Annotated in this window: 12 protein-coding genes; 4 read left to right on the top strand and 8 right to left on the bottom strand. The window is 70.5% G+C overall.

Annotated features, from left to right (window positions below):
- Window positions 1-35 precede the first annotated feature (35 nt).
- The 4 genes from BXA10_RS10130 to BXA10_RS10115 form a co-directional block, all read right to left on the bottom strand.
- Window positions 36-1043: a substrate-binding domain-containing protein gene (locus BXA10_RS10130; protein WP_076470039.1), complete on the bottom strand. Its 1008-nt coding sequence runs from the start codon at window positions 1041-1043 to the stop codon at window positions 36-38.
- Window positions 1044-1068: 25 nt separating this feature from the next.
- Window positions 1069-2136: an ABC transporter permease gene (locus BXA10_RS10125; RefSeq protein WP_084752536.1), complete on the bottom strand. Its 1068-nt coding sequence runs from the start codon at window positions 2134-2136 to the stop codon at window positions 1069-1071.
- Window positions 2133-3671 (bottom strand): sugar ABC transporter ATP-binding protein, encoded by a 1539-nt coding sequence (locus BXA10_RS10120; RefSeq protein ID WP_076470038.1) that lies wholly within the window; start codon window positions 3669-3671, stop codon window positions 2133-2135. The genes BXA10_RS10125 and BXA10_RS10120 overlap by 4 nt, the downstream gene beginning before the upstream one ends.
- Before the next feature lie 92 nt (window positions 3672-3763).
- A complete protein-coding gene (locus BXA10_RS10115; protein ID WP_076470037.1) occupies window positions 3764-7018 on the bottom strand; it encodes a DUF2961 domain-containing protein in 3255 nt (1084 codons plus the stop codon).
- A 254-nt stretch (window positions 7019-7272) separates the two neighbouring features.
- Between BXA10_RS10115 and BXA10_RS10110 the strand changes: the two genes are divergently transcribed.
- The 3 genes from BXA10_RS10110 to BXA10_RS10100 all read left to right on the top strand — a co-directional run bounded on the left by BXA10_RS10110 (window position 7273) and on the right by BXA10_RS10100 (window position 13208).
- On the top strand, window positions 7273-8355 hold the full coding sequence (locus BXA10_RS10110; protein ID WP_076470036.1) for a GTP-binding protein: 1083 nt from the start codon (window positions 7273-7275) through the stop codon (window positions 8353-8355).
- An 18-nt stretch (window positions 8356-8373) separates the two neighbouring features.
- A complete protein-coding gene (locus BXA10_RS10105) occupies window positions 8374-12057 on the top strand; it encodes a GH116 family glycosyl hydrolase (protein WP_076470035.1) in 3684 nt (1227 codons plus the stop codon).
- A gap of 152 nt (window positions 12058-12209) precedes the next feature.
- Window positions 12210-13208, top strand: coding sequence for a LacI family DNA-binding transcriptional regulator (locus BXA10_RS10100; protein WP_076470034.1), 999 nt, complete (start codon window positions 12210-12212; stop codon window positions 13206-13208).
- A 186-nt stretch (window positions 13209-13394) separates the two neighbouring features.
- On the opposite strand, the gene BXA10_RS10095 is transcribed toward BXA10_RS10100, so the two are convergent.
- On the bottom strand, window positions 13395-15029 hold the full coding sequence (locus BXA10_RS10095; RefSeq protein ID WP_076470033.1) for a fucose isomerase: 1635 nt from the start codon (window positions 15027-15029) through the stop codon (window positions 13395-13397).
- Window positions 15026-16564: an FGGY-family carbohydrate kinase gene (locus BXA10_RS10090; protein WP_076470032.1), complete on the bottom strand. Its 1539-nt coding sequence runs from the start codon at window positions 16562-16564 to the stop codon at window positions 15026-15028. Before BXA10_RS10090 ends, BXA10_RS10095 begins: the two co-directional genes overlap by 4 nt.
- A 250-nt stretch (window positions 16565-16814) precedes the next feature.
- Here BXA10_RS10090 and BXA10_RS10085 point away from each other — a divergent pair, with 250 nt between their 5' ends.
- Window positions 16815-17102 carry a DUF1905 domain-containing protein gene (locus BXA10_RS10085; protein ID WP_076470031.1) on the top strand — a complete coding sequence of 96 codons (288 nt, stop codon included), beginning with the start codon at window positions 16815-16817 and terminating at the stop codon, window positions 17100-17102.
- 412 nt (window positions 17103-17514) lie between these two features.
- On the opposite strand, the gene BXA10_RS10080 is transcribed toward BXA10_RS10085, so the two are convergent.
- A complete protein-coding gene (locus BXA10_RS10080) occupies window positions 17515-19014 on the bottom strand; it encodes a CehA/McbA family metallohydrolase domain-containing protein (protein WP_076470030.1) in 1500 nt (499 codons plus the stop codon).
- A 267-nt stretch (window positions 19015-19281) separates the two neighbouring features.
- A complete protein-coding gene (locus BXA10_RS10075) occupies window positions 19282-19617 on the bottom strand; it encodes a hypothetical protein (protein ID WP_076470029.1) in 336 nt (111 codons plus the stop codon).
- Window positions 19618-19679 lie beyond the last annotated feature (62 nt).

The raw sequence follows: 19679 nt of genomic DNA, 5'->3' as shown, positions 1-19679 counted from the left end.
CGCCGCCGCGACCGGCAGCGGACCCACCCCGGGCGCTACTGCTTGCCGCCGAGCTCGGTGTAGACCTGAGCGGCGTTCTCCTTGGTGATCTGCGTCGTGCCGAGCGTGGTGGTCTTCGGCACGTCCTTCTGGCAGTCGACGAGGATCTTCTTGGCCATGTCGATCGCCTCACGCCCGCCGGTCGGGTACTGGAACGTCGCCTGCAGCCGGCCCTGCTCGACGGCCTTGATACCGCCGGACGGCACGGGCAGGGCGTCGATCCCGGTGAACTTGATGGCGCTCTCCTTGCCGGCCGCCTTCGCCGCCAGGTACGCGCCCTCGGCCATCGGGTCGTTGTGCGAGTAGACCGCGTCGATGTCGGGGTGGGCCTTGAGCATCGCGTCCATGACGCTCTGCCCCTTCTCCCGCAGCCACTCGGCCGTCTGGGTGGCCACGATCTCGATCTTCGGGTTGCTGGCGATGCCCTCCCGGAAGCCCTGGGCACGCTCGGCCGCCGGGGTGGAGCCGGGCAGGCCGGAGATCTCGGCGACCTTGCCGCCCTGCGGCAGGAGCGTCTTCGCGTAGTACTCGCCCGCGGCCTTACCGATGGCCACGTTGTCACCGCCGATGAACGCGGTGTACGCGTCGCCCTCGACCTTGCGGTCCAGGACGATGACCGGGATCCCCTGGTCGTACGCCTTCTTGACCACCGCGGTGAGCGGCTTCGCCTCGTTGGGCGAGATGATCAGCAGGTTGATGCCCTGGGAGATGAAGTTCTCCACGTCGGCGACCTGCTTGCTGTTGTCCTGTGCCGCGTCCGAGACGACCACCTTGAAGCCGGGCACGTCCTTCGCGGCGTTGGTGATGTCGTCGTTCATCACCTGCCGGTACGGCTCGGCGTTGTTCGCCTGCGACATGCCGATCAGGAATTCCTTGCCGCTGCCGCACTGGGCCGCGGCGTCCGTGCCGCCGTTGCCGTCACCGGCCTTCTCGACGCTGCACGCCGTGGTGGTGGCGAGGACGGTCAGCGCGAGGACGGCGACGGCTCTTCGGGCGTAGCGCATTGTTACCTCCGGTTGGTGGTGGGGGTCAGGAGATGCGAGGGCGGAGCTTCTGCAGCGCGGCGGCGGCCACGATGACCAGCCCCTTGACGACCAGCTGCACGTTCGCGTCGATGTTGTTCAAGGCGAGGATGTTGTTGAGGATCCCGAGCAGCAGCGCACCGGCGATGGTGCCGCCCATGGATCCACTGCCACCGGCGAGGCTCGTCCCGCCGATGACCACGGCCGCGATCGCGTCGAGTTCGTAGCCGGAGCCGTCGTTCGGACTGCCCTGGTTGAGCTGCCCGGCGTGGATGATCCCGGCCAGCGCGGCGAGCAGGCCGGAGATGGCGAACACGGCGATCCGCACCCGGCGTACGGGGACACCGGAGAGGCGAGCGGCCTTCTCGTTGCCGCCGATGGCGTACACGTGGCGGGCGAAGGCGGTGGTCCGCAGCAGCAGGAGCGCGCCGATCCCGATGGCGATGAAGAGCACGGCCGGCACCGGCAGCACACCGTTGATCGATCCGCTCAGCAGCGAGAACGCCTCCGGGGCCTCCTGCGGCCCGTCCCCGTACGCGATGGGGATGCCGAGCCCGCCGGACCACATCCGGGCGATGCCCCGGGCCGCCTGGAGCCCGGCGAGCGTGACGATGAACGACTGGATGCCGATGCGGGCGACGATCGCCCCCTGGGTGGCGCCGAACGCGGTGCCGATCAACAGCACGATCAGCACCGTCGGAAGGATGCCCAGTCCACTGTCGACCATGAGGGTGGCCGAGCCGACCGCGGCGAGGCCGAGCACCGCGCCGACGGAGAGGTCGATGCCGCCGATCAGGATGACGAACGTCATGCCGACCGCGATGATGCCGATCTCCGAGACCGCCCGGACGATGTTGGCCAGGTTGCCGGAGCTGAGGAAGATGTTCTCGCCGTTGCGGACGGGTGACACCGCGATCGCGATCAGGAAGACGGCGACCAGGCCGAACAGACTCTGGAACCGGAAGAAGTTGTCGACGAGCGCGTGCCGGTCCCTCGGCAGCCGCAGCGACGGCCGACGGGGTGGCGGTGTCTCGGCCGGCGCTTCCTCGACGGCGGTGGGGTTGGGCGGGTTCATCGGGTCTCCTTGGCATCGTCGCCGTTGGCCGCGGCGAGGATCGCTTGTTGGGTGGCGGACGCCCGGGGCAGGGTGGCGACGGTGCGACCGCGGTGCAGGACGACCACCCGGTCACAGAGGCTGCGCAGCTCCGGCAGCTCGGACGAGGCGAGCAGGATCGCCATGCCGGTGTCGGCCAGTCGGTGCAGCAGCCGGTAGATCTCCGCCTTGGCCCCGATGTCGACGCCTCTGGTCGGCTCGTCGAGCAGGAGCAGCCGCGGCTGGGTGAGCAGTTGCTTGGCGAAGACGACCTTCTGCTGGTTGCCGCCGGAGAGCGTGGCGGCGGCGACGGCCGGCGAGGCCGCCTTCACCGCGAGGGAGGTGAGCTGCTCGGCGACGGTCCGCCGCACCGCCTGCCGGCGTACCACGCCGAGTGTCGTCAGTGACGACAGCGCGGAGAGCACGACGTTCTCCGCCACCGAGTGCTCCAGCATCAGTCCCGCGCCGCGCCGGTCCTCGGGCACGAACGCGACCCCTCGGGCGAGCGCGGCCCGGGGTCCGTGCGGGTGGTACGGACGGCCGTCTATCGTCACCTCGCCGGTGCGTCGGCCGGAGCCGCCCGCGCCGAACAGCGTCTCGAGCAGCTCGGTGCGGCCGGCGCCCATCAGCCCGGCGAGGCCGACGATCTCCCCGGAGCGCACGGTGAGGTCCACTCCGGCCGGCTCGGTCCGGCCCGGGGTCGGTCGGCGCGGCGTCACGGCGAAACCGCGTACGTCGAGCAGCACCTCCCCCGGCTCGTTGCGGCCCTCGCCGAACAACGCGTCGACCGACCGTCCGACCATCAGCTGGATGATCTCGTCGCGGGAGGCGGTCTTCGGATCGACGGTGCCCGCCAGCCTGCCGTTGCGCAGCACCGTCGCCCGGTCCGCGATGACCTCGAGCTCCGCCATCCGGTGGGAGATGTAGACGATGCCGACGCCGGCGCGGCGCAGCCCCGCGATCGTCTCGAAGAGCCGTTCGACCTCCGCGTCCGCGAGCGCCGCGGTCGGCTCGTCCATGATCAGCACCCGGGCGTCCAGCGACAGCGCCCGCCCGATCTCGACCAGCTGCTGCTCGCCGACGCGCAGCGATCCCACGAGGCGACGCGGGTCCAGGTCGGCGCCGAGGGTACGCAGGTGTTCCGCCGCCTGCCGGCGCATCCGCCTGATGTCGACGGAGCCCAGCCGCGTACGTGGCTCTCGCCCCAGGAACATGTTCTCCGCGATGGAGAGGCCAGCCACGAGATCCAGTTCCTGATGGATCGTGGCGATCCCGGCGCGCTGGGCGTCGACCGGGCCGGCGAAGCTCACCGGCCGGCCGTCGACCTCGATGGTGCCGTCGTAGGCGGTGATGACCCCGGACAGGATGTTGATCAGGGTCGACTTGCCGGCGCCGTTCTCGCCGAGCAGCGCGTGCACCTCACCGGCGGTGATGGTGAGGTCGATGTCGCGGCAGGCCTGGACACCGCCGAACCGCTTGCCGATGCCGGTCATCCGGACCAGCGGTCGTTCTGTCATACGGCACCTCGTGGGTCGTCTGCGGGATCTGCTGCGGGTGGAGCCGGAGCCGCCGGGCCCGCGCTCCGCGGGCCCGGCGACTCCGCCGACGGTCACGACGAGGTGAGCTGCGCCTCGACGTAGTCGAGCCCGGCGAGGTATCCGGTCGACGCGGCGGCCTTACCGGTCACCGTGAGGGTGAGCGTGTGCCGACCTGCCGTCAGGTCCCGCTGGCCGTAGTCGATCGGGTCGCTGACCACCACCTCCGGCGAGTGGTACGCGTCGAACGCCGCACCGACCTGCGTCCCGTCGATCGCCACCGTGTTGATGCCGTAGTCCCGGGCCAGCGTCTGCACCAGGCTCAGCCGGTACGTGCCGGTCGTCGGGACCGTGAACGCCACGGTGACGCTCCGGTTCGGCGCGTCCGGCCGGAACCACAGCTGAGCGCTCTGCGACCAGTGCACGCCGCAGCAGTCGCCCTGCACCTCGGCCGGCCCCTCGGCGGTCACCGCCGGCAGCGTCGACTCGCCCTCGATGCGGAGGGTGTTGCCGGTGCTGGCCGAGTCGGTGGCCGAGTACGGCCCGGTGTTGCCCGCCGCGTCGACCGCGCGCACCCGGTAGTACCAGGTCTCGCGCAGGCCCAGCCCGCTGTGCTGGAAGCTGGGCCGGGTCGTGGTGCCGATCCGGTTGTCCGGTCCGGGCTGGAAGCCCGCCTCGCGGGAGGCGAAGACCTCGTAGCCCGGCGCGTACACGTCGTCCTCTGCCTGCTGCCAGGTCAGGGTCACGGCGTTGGTCGTACCGCTGGTGGCGGTGAGCCCGGTGACCGCGCCCGGCTTGCTGCTGTCGGTGAACGGGGTCACCAGGCTGAGCGTCGCGTACCGGGCCGCGGACCACGCCGGCGCGTTCTCGGTGGGGGTCAGGGTGACCGTCACCTTCGACTTGCCGGCGGTGAGTGCGGCCGGCAGGCGGAACTCGTCGTCGAGCCAGCGGTGGGACTTGTTGGCCAGCGGCTGGGACCAGACGCCCGCGTCACGCCCGTCGACCCGGACGGCCACCGACTGGTACCCGGCGGACTGGTCGGCGAGCCGGCGCAGGACCGCACCGGTGTTGTCGGGGTCGAGGGCCACCCGGAACTGGATCGGCGTGGTGGAGGCACGGGTGTCGTCGGTGACCGGGCGAGGCGTACCGTCGTCGCCCTCGAAGGTCGCGGTGAGCGCCTCCGGCGTGCCGCCGCCGGCGTACCCGTGGGCGGACTCGCTCGCCGCGTCGCCGACGTCGACGGTGTCCGTCCAGCGCTGTCCGACGGTGTCCTGGCCGTACCAGTACGCGGTGGAGCCGTACCGGGCCGGGTCCTGGTCGCCCGGGCCGTGCTCGATGCCGAACCGCAGGCCGGTCGAGAACGACACCGATTCGGCCAGCATGAGCCGGAACGCGCCGGTGCAGTCGTACTGGCAGCCGTAGTCGGCGATCTCGTGGGCGGGGTTACCGTTCATGGGCGCGGAGAACGTGCCGTGGTTGAAGTACCAGCCGCTCTCGTAGAAGTCCTCGGTACCGGTGCCGTGGATGCTCGGGCTCTGCGCGCCGTCCACGTAGACCCGCTCGTCGCCCTCCAGGTAGTTGCGCTGGTTGCCGGCGGGGATGTGCCCCTCCATCGTCTGCGTGACGCCCACGAACTTCCCGCGCCCGGCGACGTCGAGGAAGAGGTGGTCGGCGCCGGGGACGGTGTCGGCACTCGTCGCCGTGGCCCGGAAGTAGCCGGCGTCGCCGGTGGGGCGCAGATCGGCCGCCCACTTCGCCGACCCGGCGGTGGTCACTGTGGCGGTCGACGACTCGATCGGCTCGGTCGAGCCGTTGCGCAGCTCGACGGTGTAGCGCGACCGGTAGGGCATCGGCCACCAGGCCGAGAGGGTCGCGGTCTGCGGGTCGACGGCGAACATCAGGGACCGGACCTCGTGCAGCCCGAGGCCGGTGCCGAAGAACTCGCCGAGCGGCGTGTCGACGGTGGTCTTCCCGTCGAACGTGATCCGCAGCCGGGTCTGGCGCAGCACCGCGTCGGAAGCGGCGACGGCCGCCTTGCGCTCGGCGTCCGCCGCGTAGGACATGGTGTTGCTGCCCTGCCAGCTCTGCGCAGTGATCTTGTAGTCGTGTGCGGTCTCGACGTCGGCGTGGGCCGGGCCTAGGTCCACCGTGTCGGTGCGCTGGGGCGTGCCCGACACGACGCTGTCGACCCAGTAGGTGAACTCGTTGATGTCCAGATCGGACGAGACGAACTCGTTGCCGATGGTGATCTTCGACTTGCCGGCCGTGGCGCTCGCGGGTAGCTCGACGGTCTGGTCCCGCCAGGTGCCGAAGGGCACCGGCTCGTTGGCCGGCCACTCGCCGACCGCCACCCCGTCGACCAGGATCCGCGCCCGCTGGTTGCCGATGTGCGGGTCGAACCGGCGGGTGAGCCGTACGCCGGTGTTGGCCGGGTCGACGGCGACGGTGAACTGGCTGCCGCCTCCGGCGCCGAAGGCGCGGCCGTCGTCGGCGATCGGCTGGGGCGCCCCGACGAGCTGCGGGATCCGCAGCGTGAGGCCGGTGACCGCACCGGAGCCGTCGCCGCTGGCGAGCGTCGCGCGGCCGCCGGCCGGCACCGAGAACTCGCGCTCGACCGTCTTCGCGCCCGGTTCGGCACGCTTCGGATCGCGGGTGCCGGCCGCCTTGAGCTGCTCGATGACGTCGAGGGCCCGGTCGGCCGGGTCGAAGGTGCGTACCCCCTCGGCGCTGGTGAACTTGCGGTAGCCGACGTGGTAGAAGATCGGGTTCTTCTCGGTGGTGACCACCATCGAACTGCGGTACGTCATCGGCGCCTTGATGTAGACGCCCCCGGAGCTCTGCGCGGCGTTCGCCACGACCGGGTAGACGAAGGGTGCGCCGAGCTTGCCGTCCACGACGTCCTGGATGTTCGCGTCGAGCACGGTTCGGCCGTCGAGGACGACCTTGATCTTGCCGGTGGCGGAGACGTCGCCCTCGTCCCGGGTGAACCAGATCGAGTCGATCTCGCCGGCGCCGGCGGCCTCGGCGATGACGCAGCCCTCTCCCGTGGTACGCAGGCACGAGTACTGGCCGGAGAAGCCGTCGTCGTTGCCGCCGCTACGGTCGAAGCTGGAGAACTGGTAGGCGCGGGCTCCGTCGGTGAGGTTCGGGAGCCGGTCGAGCTGCCGGTAGACGTCCCAGCCGACGGGTCCGTTGGGGGTCGGGCCAGGCGCGGCCGCGGCCGGCCCGGTGAGACCGACGACGGCGGAGCCGGCGATGAGGGTCGCCGCGGCGGCGGCGCGGAGCAGCCGCCGGGCAGGGGTTCGTGGTGTGCTGGTGGTGGGTGTCATGCGTCGCCTTCCACATCGGTGGGTAGGGCGGTCCTGGGTGCGGCAGGCAGGGAATCGATTTCTCACCGCAGTTGCGATCAGGTTAAGCAGCCTCCGGGCGGCGGTCAATCCTCAAACGCCAAATGCCAGGTCGGCCGACCCCCGCCGTTGACAGCCACGCCTGTCGCTTCTATGGTCCTCGATCAGAACTGAGCAAACGATTTCTCCGTTCGCGAGCACACGTCGCAGCTGCGGCGGCAGGCTGGGAGGTCCCCGTGCCCCGACTCGTCGTCCTCACTGGATTTCTCGGTGCCGGCAAGACCACCACGATGCTGACTGCCGGGCGCCTGCTCGGCCGGCGCGGCCACAGCGTCGCTGTCATCACGAACGACCAGGGCACCGACCTGGTCGACACCCGGCTGGCCGAGGCGGTGGTACCCGACGTCAGTGAGGTGACCGGAGGATGCTTCTGCTGCCGTTTCGAGGACCTCGCGGACCTCGTGACCGAGCTGCTCGACGGCGGTCGGGCGGACACCATTCTCACCGAGGCCGTCGGCAGCTGCACCGACCTCCAGGCGACCGTTGTCAGACCCTTGCGGGCCCGCTACCGCGAGCGGCTCACGGTCGCCCCCTTGACGACCGTCGTCGACCCGGCACGCTTCGACGCCCTCGCCGGAGACCTCGGCTACCTCTTCGACCGCCAGCTCGCCGAGGCCGACATCATCGCGGTCAACAAGACGGACACCCTGCCTCGCGCGGAACTCGACGCGCTGCTCGACCGGATTCGTGGGCGGCACTCCACCGCCCGCGTCCTGGGGTACAGCGCGAGCACCGGAGCGAACGTCGAGGAACTCGTCTCGCTCTGGACCGGCAGCCGGCGGAGCAGCCCCGGCGTCGACCTGGACGTGGACTACGACAGGTACGCCGCCGCGGAGGCCCAACTGGGCTGGCTCAACCAGACCTGGCAGGTCACTGCCGCCGACGGGTTTCCCGCCCGGCGGTGGGCGCACGTCGCGCTCGACTCGCTCTCCACGGCCTGCGCCCGACGGGGCCACGTCATCGGGCACGCCAAGCTTGCCGTCAAGTCGCCCGCCGGACTGATCCGGATGAGCGTCGTTGCGGCGGGTGAACCCCCGCGCCACGAACCCACCGGTTCCGAGGATCCGTCGGTAGCGCACGCCACCGTCCTGTTCAACATCCGCGCGGCCTGTCCACCCCGGGACCTCGAATCGCTGCTCCGCACCGCCGCGCTCGACGCCGACCTGACCGTAGGAGCCGCAGCCCGGCCGGGTCCGGCCCGCGCGTTCGCCCCCTCCTATCCCCGCCCCGTCCACCGCCTTCCCGCCGCCTCCGCATGACGACGTCAGGAGCCACACATGGCTGACCAGCCGTACGACGAGTGCTGTCCCGGCAACTCCTGCAGCCCGAACCGCCGTCGTTTCCTCACCCTCTCGCTCGGCACCGCCGTCGGCACCGTACTGGCCGGCGGCCGGGCCGAGGCCGCAGTCGCCCTGGGCGTTCCCGAGGAGCAGCTGATCGGCGTGCCGCTCGACAAGGCGCTGCCTGAGGATTGGTCCGCCGACCTGCACCGCCGCGGCGAACCCACCAGTTACGAGGGCGCAGACCTCCGGTGGCTCGGTATGCCGGTTGGCGGGGGTGCCGCGGGCCAGTTGTATCTCGGCGGCGACGGACGGCTCTGGTACTGGGACATCCTCAACCGCCCCGCGGCCGGCACCACCGACTCGGGGTACGCGAACCCGCGGCAGCCCAGCTCGCCCATCCGGCACGGGTTCGCGCTCCGGACCCGGTCGCGGGGGCGCGTCCGGACCCGCCCGCTGGACGCCACCGGCTTCGACCAGGTGCGCTTCACCGGGCAGTATCCGATCGGCCGGGTGCGTTATCGCGACGAAGACGCACCGGTCGAGGTGACCCTGGAGGCGTTCTCCCCGTTCGTGCCGCTTTCGGTGACCGACTCGACCCTGCCGGCAACCGTCCTGGTGTACACGTTGCAGAACACGTCGGACAGCCCGGTGGACGCCACCCTGCTGGGATACCTGGAGAATCCGGCGTGTCTGGATACCCGGACCCAGCGCGCAATCACCCTGCGGTCGGCGGCGATCGACGGCGAATCCCTGCGCGGCGTCCAGTTCTCGGCAAGCGAACCGGAGGCGACGGACGGCCGGCCCGACATCCTCTTCGAGGACTGGGAGCGGGACGACTACCAGGGCTGGACCGTCGAAGGCGCCGCGTTCGGCGCTGGCCCCGTGCTGGTCTCCGAGGTGCCCGGCTACATGAAGCAGGGCGGGCCGCTCAACGTGACCGGGCAGAGATTCGTTACCTCGCACGACTTCCGCGGAGCCGACGGCGACATAGGCCGGGCCGACGGCCCGACCGGCCGGCTCACCAGTGCTCCCTTCACCATCGATCGCCGGTCGATCCGGCTGTCCGTCGGCGGCGGCGACCACGCGGGTCAGACGTGCGTGAACGTGCTGGTCGACGGTGTCGTGGTGGCCACTACGACCGGCCGCGACGCCGAATCGATGCACACCGTGTTCCTGGACGTCACCACCCACCAGGGAAAGACCGGCGTCATCGAGATCGTCGACGCACACGACGGGGCCTGGGGCCACGTCAACTGCGACCGGATCGTGTTCACCGACACCGCGCCACGCCCGGACGTCGTGTTCGAGGACTGGGAGCGGGACGACTACGAGGGCTGGACCGTCGAGGGCACGGCGTTCGGCGCCGGCCCTGTGCCGGTCTCCGAGGTGCCGGACTACATGAAGCGCTTCGGCGACCTCGGCGCCAGCGGACAGCGTTTCGTGACGTCCCACGACTTCCGCGGCACCGACGGTGACACCGCCCGGGCCGACGCCGCGACAGGCAAGCTCACCAGCCGACCGTTCCCGGTCGAACGCCGGTACGTCAGCGTAGCCGTGGGCGGTGGCAGCCACCGCGGGCAGACGTGCGTGAACCTGCTGATCGACGGAACGGTGGTGGCGAGCGCCGCCGGACGCGACGCGGAACCGATGAGCCCGACGACGTTGAACGTATCCGCCTACCAGGGCCGCACTGCGGTCATCGAGATCGTGGACACGGACACCGGCGGCTGGGGCCACGTCAACGTCGACCGCATCGTGTTCACCGACGTGTCGAGCGACAGCCGACCGCTGGACCAGGTGCCGGACAACGGCACGTTGGTGCTTGCCGCGCTGGACGCACGGGCGCAGGTCCGGCCGTCGCTGGCCGGGTGGGCCGACCTGGACCAGGTGTTCGACGGGGAGGACGGTCCGACGCAGGTGGACGGCTCCCTCGCCGGCCAGGCCGGGTCGGTGGCCGTGCCCGTCCGACTGGCGCCGGGTCAGCGGCGCACCGTCCGATTCGTGCTCGGCTGGCACTTCGGGGTGCCCGACCGGATCTCGCTCGGTTTCCTGCACGGCTCGGACACCTTGCGGCGGCAGTACGCGACTCGCTTCGCCGATGCCCACGCCGTGGTGGAGCACGTCGCCGGCAACCTCGACCGGCTGGAGGGGGACACGCGGACCTGGGTGAAGACCTGGTACACCGATGCCACCCTGCCGCACTGGTTGCTGGAACGCACCCTCGCTCCCGCGTCCACGCTCTCCACGAGCACCTGTTACCTCTTCGACGACGGACGGTTCTATGGCTGGGAGGGGGTGTACTGCTGCCCGGGCACCTGTGAGCACGTGTGGAACTACGCCCAATCGATCGCCCGGCTCTTCCCCCAGTTGGAGCGCGACACCCGCAGCCGGGTGGACCTCGGCATCGGGTTCCATCCCGACACCGGCCAGATCGGCAACCGCGCGGAGGCCGACATGGGCTGGGCGACCGACGGGCAGTGCGGCACGATCCTCCGCTGCTACCGGGAACACCTGACCGCGCCGGACGACACGTTCCTGCGGACGAACTGGCCACGCCTACGGCGCGCCCTGGAATGGGTCATGGAGCATGACGCCGGACCCGACGGCACGCTCGACGGCGCGCAGCCGAACACTCTCGACACCGTCTGGTACGGCGAGATCGCCTGGATCACCGGCATGTACGTGGCGGCGCTGCTGGCCGGCGCGGCCATGGCCGACGAGATCGGCCAGAACGAGTTCGCCACCCGGTGCCGGGCCCTGGCCGAGTCGGGCAGCCAGCACCTGTCCACCGAACTGTTCAACGGCGAGTACTTCATCCAGAAGACGGATCCGACGCACGCCGACGTGATCAACAGCAATCGCGGCTGCCACATCGACCAACTCTTCGGGCAGAGCCTCGCCGGTCAGCTCGGGTTGCCGCGGGTGGTGTCGAGAAAGCAGGCGGTCAGTGCCCTGAGCAGCCTGTACCGGTACAACTTCACCCCCGACCAGGTCGCCTACCGCGACGGCAGCGCGATCTCTGGCGGTCGTTGGTTCGCCATGGACCACGAGTGGGGGATGTTGATGACCAGCTGGCCGCACGGCGGCGACGACACCGCTGCGGGGAACCCGGCGAGCTGGGCCGCGATGTACTTCAACGAGGTGTGGACCGGGCAGGAGTACCAGGTCGCGGCGCACATGCTCCAGGAGGGCCTGGTCGAGGAGGGGCTGACGCTCACCCGGGCGGTGCACGACCGGTACGCGGCCGGGAAACGCAACCCGTACAACGAGATCGAATGCGGCGACCACTACGCGCGGGCGATGGCCAGCCACGGCGTCTACCTCGCGGCGTGCGGCTTCGAGTACCACGGGCCCCGGGGCCACATCGGCTTCGCGCCACGGATGAGCCCGGAGCGGTTCGCCGCCGCGTTCACCGCCGCCGAAGGATGGGGACTCTTCCGGCAGGAGCGGCATGGCCGGCACCTCGCCGGCACGATCGAGGTCCGATACGGGCGTCTCAGAGTGAGCAGCGTCGCGCTGGCGGCGACGCACCATCCGGCCAAGGTGACCGTGCGCCTGGGCGACCGCACGCTGCCGATCGGTGACTGGTCGTACCGGGACGGGCGTATTCTCGTTACCTTGAACTCCGAGGTCGTGGTGGGCCGGGGCGACAATCTCGAGGTCACAGTCAATGGCTGACCGTGGCGGACCCCGACACCCGGCACCCGGCGTCAGGCCGGAAGGCGACTCCGGCATTACCCACCCGTAGGATGCCGGGTTCCGTCACCGCAGCGGGCTGGGTGCCCTCGTGAGAGTTCACATCACCGTAGGAGTCGACCGGATGGAGGCGAATGGCGACGATCTATGACGTGGCACGGCAGGCTCAGGTCTCGCCCGCGACAGTGTCGCGGGTGTTGAACGGACGTACCACGGTCGATCCAGCCATGGCTGCGCGGGTGCACCAGGCGATGCGGGACCTCGACTACCGTCCCAACGCCGTCGCCCGTAACCTGCGTCTGAGCCAGACCAGCCTCTGGGCGGTCATCATCTCCGACATCGGGAACCCGTTCTTCACCTCGATGGTGCGCGGGGTCGAGGACGTCGCGCAGGGCACCGGCTACTCGGTCGTCCTGTGCAACAGCGACGAGGACCCGGAGAAGGAGTCCCGGTACATCGCCGCCGCCCTGGCCGAGCGGATGGCCGGCGTGATCATCTCCACGTCGGGCCGGTCGACCGCCATCAACCGGCTGGTCGAGGCGCGCATCCCGGTCGTCGCGATCGACCGCCAGCTGCGCGGCGTGACCATCGACACGGTGCTCGTCGACAACCTGCAGGGTGCGGAGATGGCCACGACCCACCTGCTCGACAACGGCTACCAGCGGGTCGCCTGCATCACCGGCCCGCGCCGCATCTCCACCGCCTCCCAGCGGCTCCGCGGTTACCAGCGCGCCCTCCGGGCAGCCGGCCACGAGGCGAGCGACAGCCTGGTGCGGTACGCGGACTTCCGCGAGGAGGGCGGTTACCGGGCCATGGCCTCGCTGCTCGACAGCGACAACCCACCCGACAGCGTCTTCGCGACCAACAACCTGATGACCGTCGGAGCCGTCGAGTGCCTCGTCGACCGCGGGGTGAAGGTGCCGGCGGCGTTCGGTGTGATCGGCTTCGACGACATCCCCTGGGCCCACCTGGTCAGGCCCTCACTGAGCACCGTCTCCCAGCCGACGTACGACCTCGGGCGGGCGGCCGCGGTGCTGCTCACGGAACGGATCGCCAACCCGACCCGACCGCCGTCGACCGTCACCCTCAGCACGGGCCTCCAGGTGCGGGAGAGCTCCACCCGCCCGCGCTGACCAGGCCCGCGACGCCGATCGCCCGGGTGTTGCGCCGGGGTTGGGGCACGCTGCCGGCCGAAGGGCGGGCAGCCTGCCCCCGTCAGGTCAGGCCGCCCGCCCCGTCATCGCCCGGCCGCCGACACCGACGGCGACAACACGGTGCGCCCCGGGTCGACCTGACCCGGGGCGCACCGGCGCGTGGGACTAGAGAGCGACCTCACCGCAGAGGTGTACGTGGAGGCCGAGCTCGGCGAACATGGCGGCCTTCACCCGCAGCGCCCGGTCGGCGGTCTCCCGGTCCGGCGCGTACGCGACGTTGACGTGGTTGGCCTTGTGCCGGGCCATCAACTGGTCACGGCCCACCCCGTGCAGCACGGCGTGCATGATCGGCCACTGCGGGTTGGTGGCCTCCAGGCGGCGCCGGGTCTCCTCCTCGGGAAGCTCGACGACGGTCCCCCGGCCCATGTCGACGTGCAGCGCGCCGTCCATGATGAACACCCGCGACCAGACGATCTCGCCCGGCTTGGAGACGCCGCTCAACGTGCCGCCACCCAGCGGGAAGAACATCGGCGGCTGCCGCATGCTGTACGACTTGTCGTACCCGCCGTTGTGCGAGGCGGGCACCGAGCCGGAGATCTCGAACACCCAGACGAAGTCCTCGCCGTACCGCTCCCCCCAACGGATGTCGTGCAGGGTCGTCGCCGGGTCGAGGCCCATGGCGGTCCAGATGCGGTTGGTGACCAGAGAGTCCACGGCCACCCCCTCGTCGACCTCGTTGAAGTGCGGCAGCGGCGCGCCCGCGTACAGCTCACGGCTGCCGTCACGGCTGAGCACCGGCGGCCGCTGCACGTTGTTCAGCAGGCCCTCGGCGAGGTCGCTGGCCGGGACGGTGTCCTTCAGGCCCTGCTGGTACTGGATGCCGACGGCGTCCAGGCCGAAGTCGTCGGAGATGCGCAGCGCCGCGATGTACATCTTGAACTGGCTCGTGAGCTGGGCGTCGGTGAGCTCGGTGGCCTCGTCCGTGCCGGTGTGGAACGTCATCCCGGCCTCGTCCAGCCAGCGGCGGACCGCGTGGGCCTCCTCGTCCGACACCCGCGCCATCTCCGCGACCAGCGCGCTCTGGGACAGCCGCTCCTTGTAGATGCCGAGCGGGTTGATCAGCTCGTCGTCGAAGATCGCGTTGTACATGCCCATGCAACCCTCGTCGAAGACGCCGATGATCGCCTTCTCCCTGGCCAGTTGGGTGGCCAGGGCGCGGCCGAGTTCGACCTCGGCGTCGTCGGCAAGGGTCGGCAGGTCCCGTACGTGGCTGGTGTCGTGGCGCAGATCGCCGGTCTCCAGCCAGGTCCGCAGCCCCTCGACCGCCCACTCGTCGGTGAAGTCCTTGCTCCACAGCGCGGAGTGCTTCACACCCGCCTTGGTGAGGCTCGCCGTGAGGTTGAGCAGGCCGACGAGCCCGGGGAACTCACCGCTCCAGTTGGCCACGATGAGGATCGGACCCCGGTGGCTGCGCAGGCCGGCGAGCACGTGGTGGCTGTACTGCCAGACCGCCTCGACCACGATGAGCGGCGCGTCCACCGGAAGCCGCTTGAAGACCTCGATACCGGCCCGTTGGCTGTCGATGAAGCCGTGGCCCTTGTCCGCGTCGAACGCGTGGCCGCGTTCCACCTTCCAGCCGAGCGCGTTGACCGCCGCCGCGAGGTCGGTCTCCAGTTGCTGCTGGGTCGGCCAGCAGGTGATGTTGGCGGCGGGCCGGAGATCGCCGCTGGCCACTGTGTAGACGGTGCCGGGCGCCGCCGACGGTGGATCGGCCAACTGGGGCAGCTGGTAACTGGTCATGGGGCGACTCCTTCGGTGCCTCGGTTGTCGCTGGCCACCGGCGGACCGGCGGCCAGAAGACGGACCTGACGTGCAGCGAGCGCATGCGCGACCCGCTTGGAACTCGTGTACAGCTCGCGATAGAGCCCGTAGAGCTCGTCGTAGTCGGCGGCGAGCTCACGCCGGGGCGTCCGGATCTCCTTCACGGGGTTCCAGGTCTCGATCGAGACGTCCCACTCCGTTCGCGCGGCGAGGAAGGCGGCTCCGTAGCTCGCGCCGATCGTCTGCGAAGGGATCACCTGGTCGCGCCCGGTGACGTCCGAGACGATCTGGGTCCAGAGCCCGCCCTGGGTGCCGCCTCCGACCGCGACGACGCGTCGGATGTCGCCACCACCGGCCTCGATCGTCTCGATGTTGTGACGCACGCCGAGACCGGTCGCCTCGAGCGCCGCCCGGTACAGGTCGCCGCGCGTGTGCGAGACGGTGAGGCCGGCGAGGACGCCACGTGCGTCCGGATCGAGGATGGGGGTCCGCTCGCCGGCGAAGTAGGGCAGCATGAGCAGCCCTCTCGCGCCCGCTCCGGAGGCCTCGGCCAGCCGGAGCAGTTCGGGGTAGTCGGGCGAGCCGAACAGCTCGCGCAGCCATCCGGTGATCGCACCGGAGGTGGCCAGGCCGCCGGCGAGGTTGCGGGTGCCGGGCAGGGCGCCCACGGTTCCCCACAGCGACGGGCTCGTCAGCGGGGACGCGACCGTGTGGACCAGGAACATCGTGGTCCCGTACATCAGCATCAGGTCGCCGACGCCCTGGGCCCCGACGCTGATCGCCTCCGACCAGGCGTCGATGGTGCCGGTGATGACCGGAACGCCCGGCGGCAGACCGGCCTCCGCCGCAGCGTGTGCCGTCACCACCCCGGCCACCTCGCCGGGCCAGCTCAGCGGGGGCAGGACCAGGTCGGGGGCGATCTGCTCGGCCCAGGGCGCGTACCAGTCCTCGCTCCGGGTGTCGTAGAGCGGCGTGCACTGGCTCGCCGAGTGCTGGTCGAGCACGTACCGGCCGGTGAGCTGCACGACGAGCCACGAGCTGGGCATGAAGAGCCGCCGCGCCCGCCGGAAGAGCTCCGGTTCGTTGTCGGCGACCCAGGCGACCTTCGCGCCCGCCGCCTGGCTGGACAGCGCGGAGCCGCACCGGCGCAGGATCTCCTCCTCGCCGAACTGATCGTTGAGGCGGGCGATCTGGGCGGTGGAGCGGGTGTCGACGCCGTACAGGATGGCCGGACGCAGCGGAACGTTGGCGGCGTCGGTGAGCAGTACGCACGGGCCCATGCCGCTCACTCCGACGGCCACGACCTCGGCGTCACCGGGTGCCAGCAACTCGCGGCTGAGCGAGACGAACTCCTGCCACCAGACGTCGGCGTCCATCTCCACCCAGCCGGGTCGGGGACGGCTCACCTCGTGCGATCGGGTGGCCGAGCGGACGACCCGGCCGGCGGCATCGACGAGGACCCCCTTACTGCTCGAGGTGCCGATGTCGACGCCCAGGACGGTCGCAACCTTCATGGCGCCACTGTTCCAGCAATCGATTTCCGAATCAAGAGCGCAGTACCGACCGCCCTCCGGTGCGCTCGCCCGCCGGGCCACCACACGGCCGGAGTTTGCGCTGGTAGAAGCATTCACGGCTACGGCATCGATGACCAGCGACCGCCGAGAAATCGTTAACCCGGTTCGCGGGTTCCCTGGGCGGTCACCCGCAGCGGATCAGCCATCCGGTCGCCCGGGCGCTCCCGTCGCCCGCGCCTAGGCTGAGGCGATGGAGCTCGAATTCGCTGGCGAGATGTGGTTCTGGCGCGGACCGGCGCCCTGGCACTTCGTCACCGTTCCGGTCGAGGAGTGCCGGCAGCTGGCCGCGACGGCCTCGGCGGTGAGCTACGGCTGGGGCATGATCCCGGTCACCGCCCACATCGGCACGACCACCTGGGCCACTTCTCTGTTCCCGAAGGACGGGCGTTACCTCGTGCCGGTGCGCACCTCGGTGCGGAAGGCCGAGGGGCTCGAGGTGGGCGAGATGGTGAACGTACGGCTCAGCGTGGACGTCTGAGCCGCTCGGGCCGGGATCGCCGCGTCGTTGGCCCCCGGATGCGTGGAGTAACCACGGCGCGCTGAACACGCGACGTCACCACGAACGCGGCGGGGCAACCACCACTCCGCGAGCTTTGCTCTGCACCCCTATACGCACCGGGTCGTTGAGCTGCGCCTTCTTCACAGGCCGCTGTTGCGCGCCCGCCGAACGCGGTGACTTCGGGTGACTGGCGCGTATGCGGGTGCAGAGCAAAGCGTCCGCAGGGGTGTGTCTGGAGCGGGTGCCCGCATTGCGTTGAGTGACTCCATCGCCGGCCAGCTGAAGACTCGTGCGCTGGAACGCGAGGGCCGAGCAGACGGGAACGGGAACGGCGTCGGCCCCACGCGCCGGGACTGAACCCGGGCGCGCAGGGCCGACGACAGCTGACGCGTCAGCGGACGCGGACGAAGACCGGGTTCGAGTAGAACCAGAGGTCGTGCCACGGGCTCTCCAGCCCGTCGGCGAGCGGCTCCATCTCGTCGGTGCTGGTGCCACGCACCCGGGCGTACATGTCCTGCTCCACGTCGCGCAGGGTGTGCCGGATGACGTACTCGGCACCCTGCCGGCGCCAGTCGCGAGGGCCGAACCGGGCGACGACCCTGGTCGTCGGGTTGGTGTCGGCGTTCACGTCGGCGCTCGGGCCGGTGATGTTGCCGACGATGAGGTCGACCCGCCGGACCTCCGGGCGGTCACCGTTGGCGTTCACACCGTCCAGCGGCCGGAACCGGATCTCGATCTCGACGTCGGTCCTGTTCCGGCGGCTCAGCGTGATGGTCTCACCCATCTCGGCCTTGCGGCCCTGGGAGCCGGCGGTGACGTCGAGGCTGCGGATCAGGTCGCCGGTGCCGACCCAGATCCGGCCGTTACGCAGGCCGTCCATGATGTCGGCGTAGTCCTGCCGGGCCAGCACGTGCGTCTTGCTGTACTCGCCGGGCCAGAAGTCCGAGCCACCGCGCGTCCAGTGCACGTGCGAGTCGGAGGTGGCGGTGATCCACCAGCGCCGCCCCTCCCCGAGCAGCGAGTCCCAGAGGCCACCGACCCGGGCGGTCATCTGGTCGAAACCGCCGTGGGTCGGGTAGTTGCCGTAGCCGCCGCGATCGCCGCCGTTGAGCGGGCCCGCCTGGTGCCCGGGAGCACCCTCGAAACCGATGTAGACGTCCGGTGCGACGTTGTTGCCGTTGCGGAACTCGCGCGGGGTGTCCTGGCCGTACACGCCGAGCCCGGGCGCGGACCGGGACGCGTGGTGCGCGATCACGATCGGCTTGAGCGGCATGTTCCGGGCGACCTTGAGGAACTCGATCATCTTGGCCTCGGTGTCGCGGCCCGGGTCGCTGGGGAAGGCGTCGTACTTGGCGAACCGGCTCTCGAGTTCGAAGAGTTGCTTCGCCTCGTCCTCGTGCCGGGGGATCATCAGCGTGTGGTGGTCGAGGGACGGGGCGTCGAACTCCATGCCCCAGAACTGGAGTACCTCCGGCACCAGCTTGCGGGACCGCAACAGATCCGGGTAGGCCTGCTCCAGGTTCACCTTGGAGTGCGTCGGACCACCGTGGTCGGTGCACATCGCCCAGGTCAGGCCGAAGTTCTTGGCCATGATGGCGTTGGTCACGATCGGGTAGACCGCGTCGGCGCCCTTGTGGAACTTGGGCGGGTTGGACGACGTGTCGAACTCTCCGCTGTATTCGGAGTGGACGTGGTGATCTCCGGCCCGCCACACCCGGCCACGGGAGTCACCCGGCTGCTTGCCGCGCTCCTCCTCCTCGTCGGCGAAGGCCGCGGTGGCGCCCACCACCGGGCTGGCGGCGGCGAGCGTCGCGCCGACGCCGGCGTACTTGACCAACTTCCGCCGCGAGATCCGCGACTGCTCAGCCTGCTTCAGATCCTTGTCGCTCAAAACGAGGCGCTCCTCAGTCCAGCAGTTGCCTGTGTCGAACAGGCAGCCTCGGCAAGCGCTCTGAATACCGGCTGTACGGAGTTCGGGCATCCGGTGAACAGCGGAGTGTAGATGTTTGAATCCGGCGGACGGACCAACCGCGCCGCGACTCCACCGTGGACGACCGTGTCAGGTCGGGCACGGGACGTACCGAAAGTGGCGCACGCCAGGTCGGACGGGCGACGGCGTCGACGGGCGGAGGATCCCCGCCCATCGACGGTGCGGCCGTCAGAAGGCGCGGTAGCTCAGGTACTTGCCGGCCTCGTAGGTCCGCAGCGTGCCGGTGCTCGTCGCGTACCCGGTGCAGTCGGCGGTCCCGTAAAGGACGACGTCGCTGAAGCCGCTCCAGCCGACGTGGCCCGCGGCCGTCGCCGGCAACGGAGCGCACTCGCCGGTCGGTGCGTCGACGTGCGCCACCTCGGTGCCGAAGTCGGCGGTGTAGAAACTGAGACCGGACGGTGCGGACCCGGCCGCCGACGCGGGCGAAGCCGCGACGCCGAGCCCGGCGGCCAGCATGGCGGACGCCGCGAGGGCAGCCCCGATCCTTGCCCCGTTTCGTCGCATAAGAACCCTCCTGAGCATCGATGGGCAACTCTGGGATCCTCACCCAGTTTGTTTGCGGGAGC

This window comes from Micromonospora avicenniae (assembly GCF_900156065.1).
Taxonomy (GTDB): domain Bacteria; phylum Actinomycetota; class Actinomycetes; order Mycobacteriales; family Micromonosporaceae; genus Micromonospora; species Micromonospora avicenniae.
The sequence above is the reverse complement of the archived record's forward strand: the minus strand, read 5'-3'. Positions and strand labels throughout refer to the sequence as shown.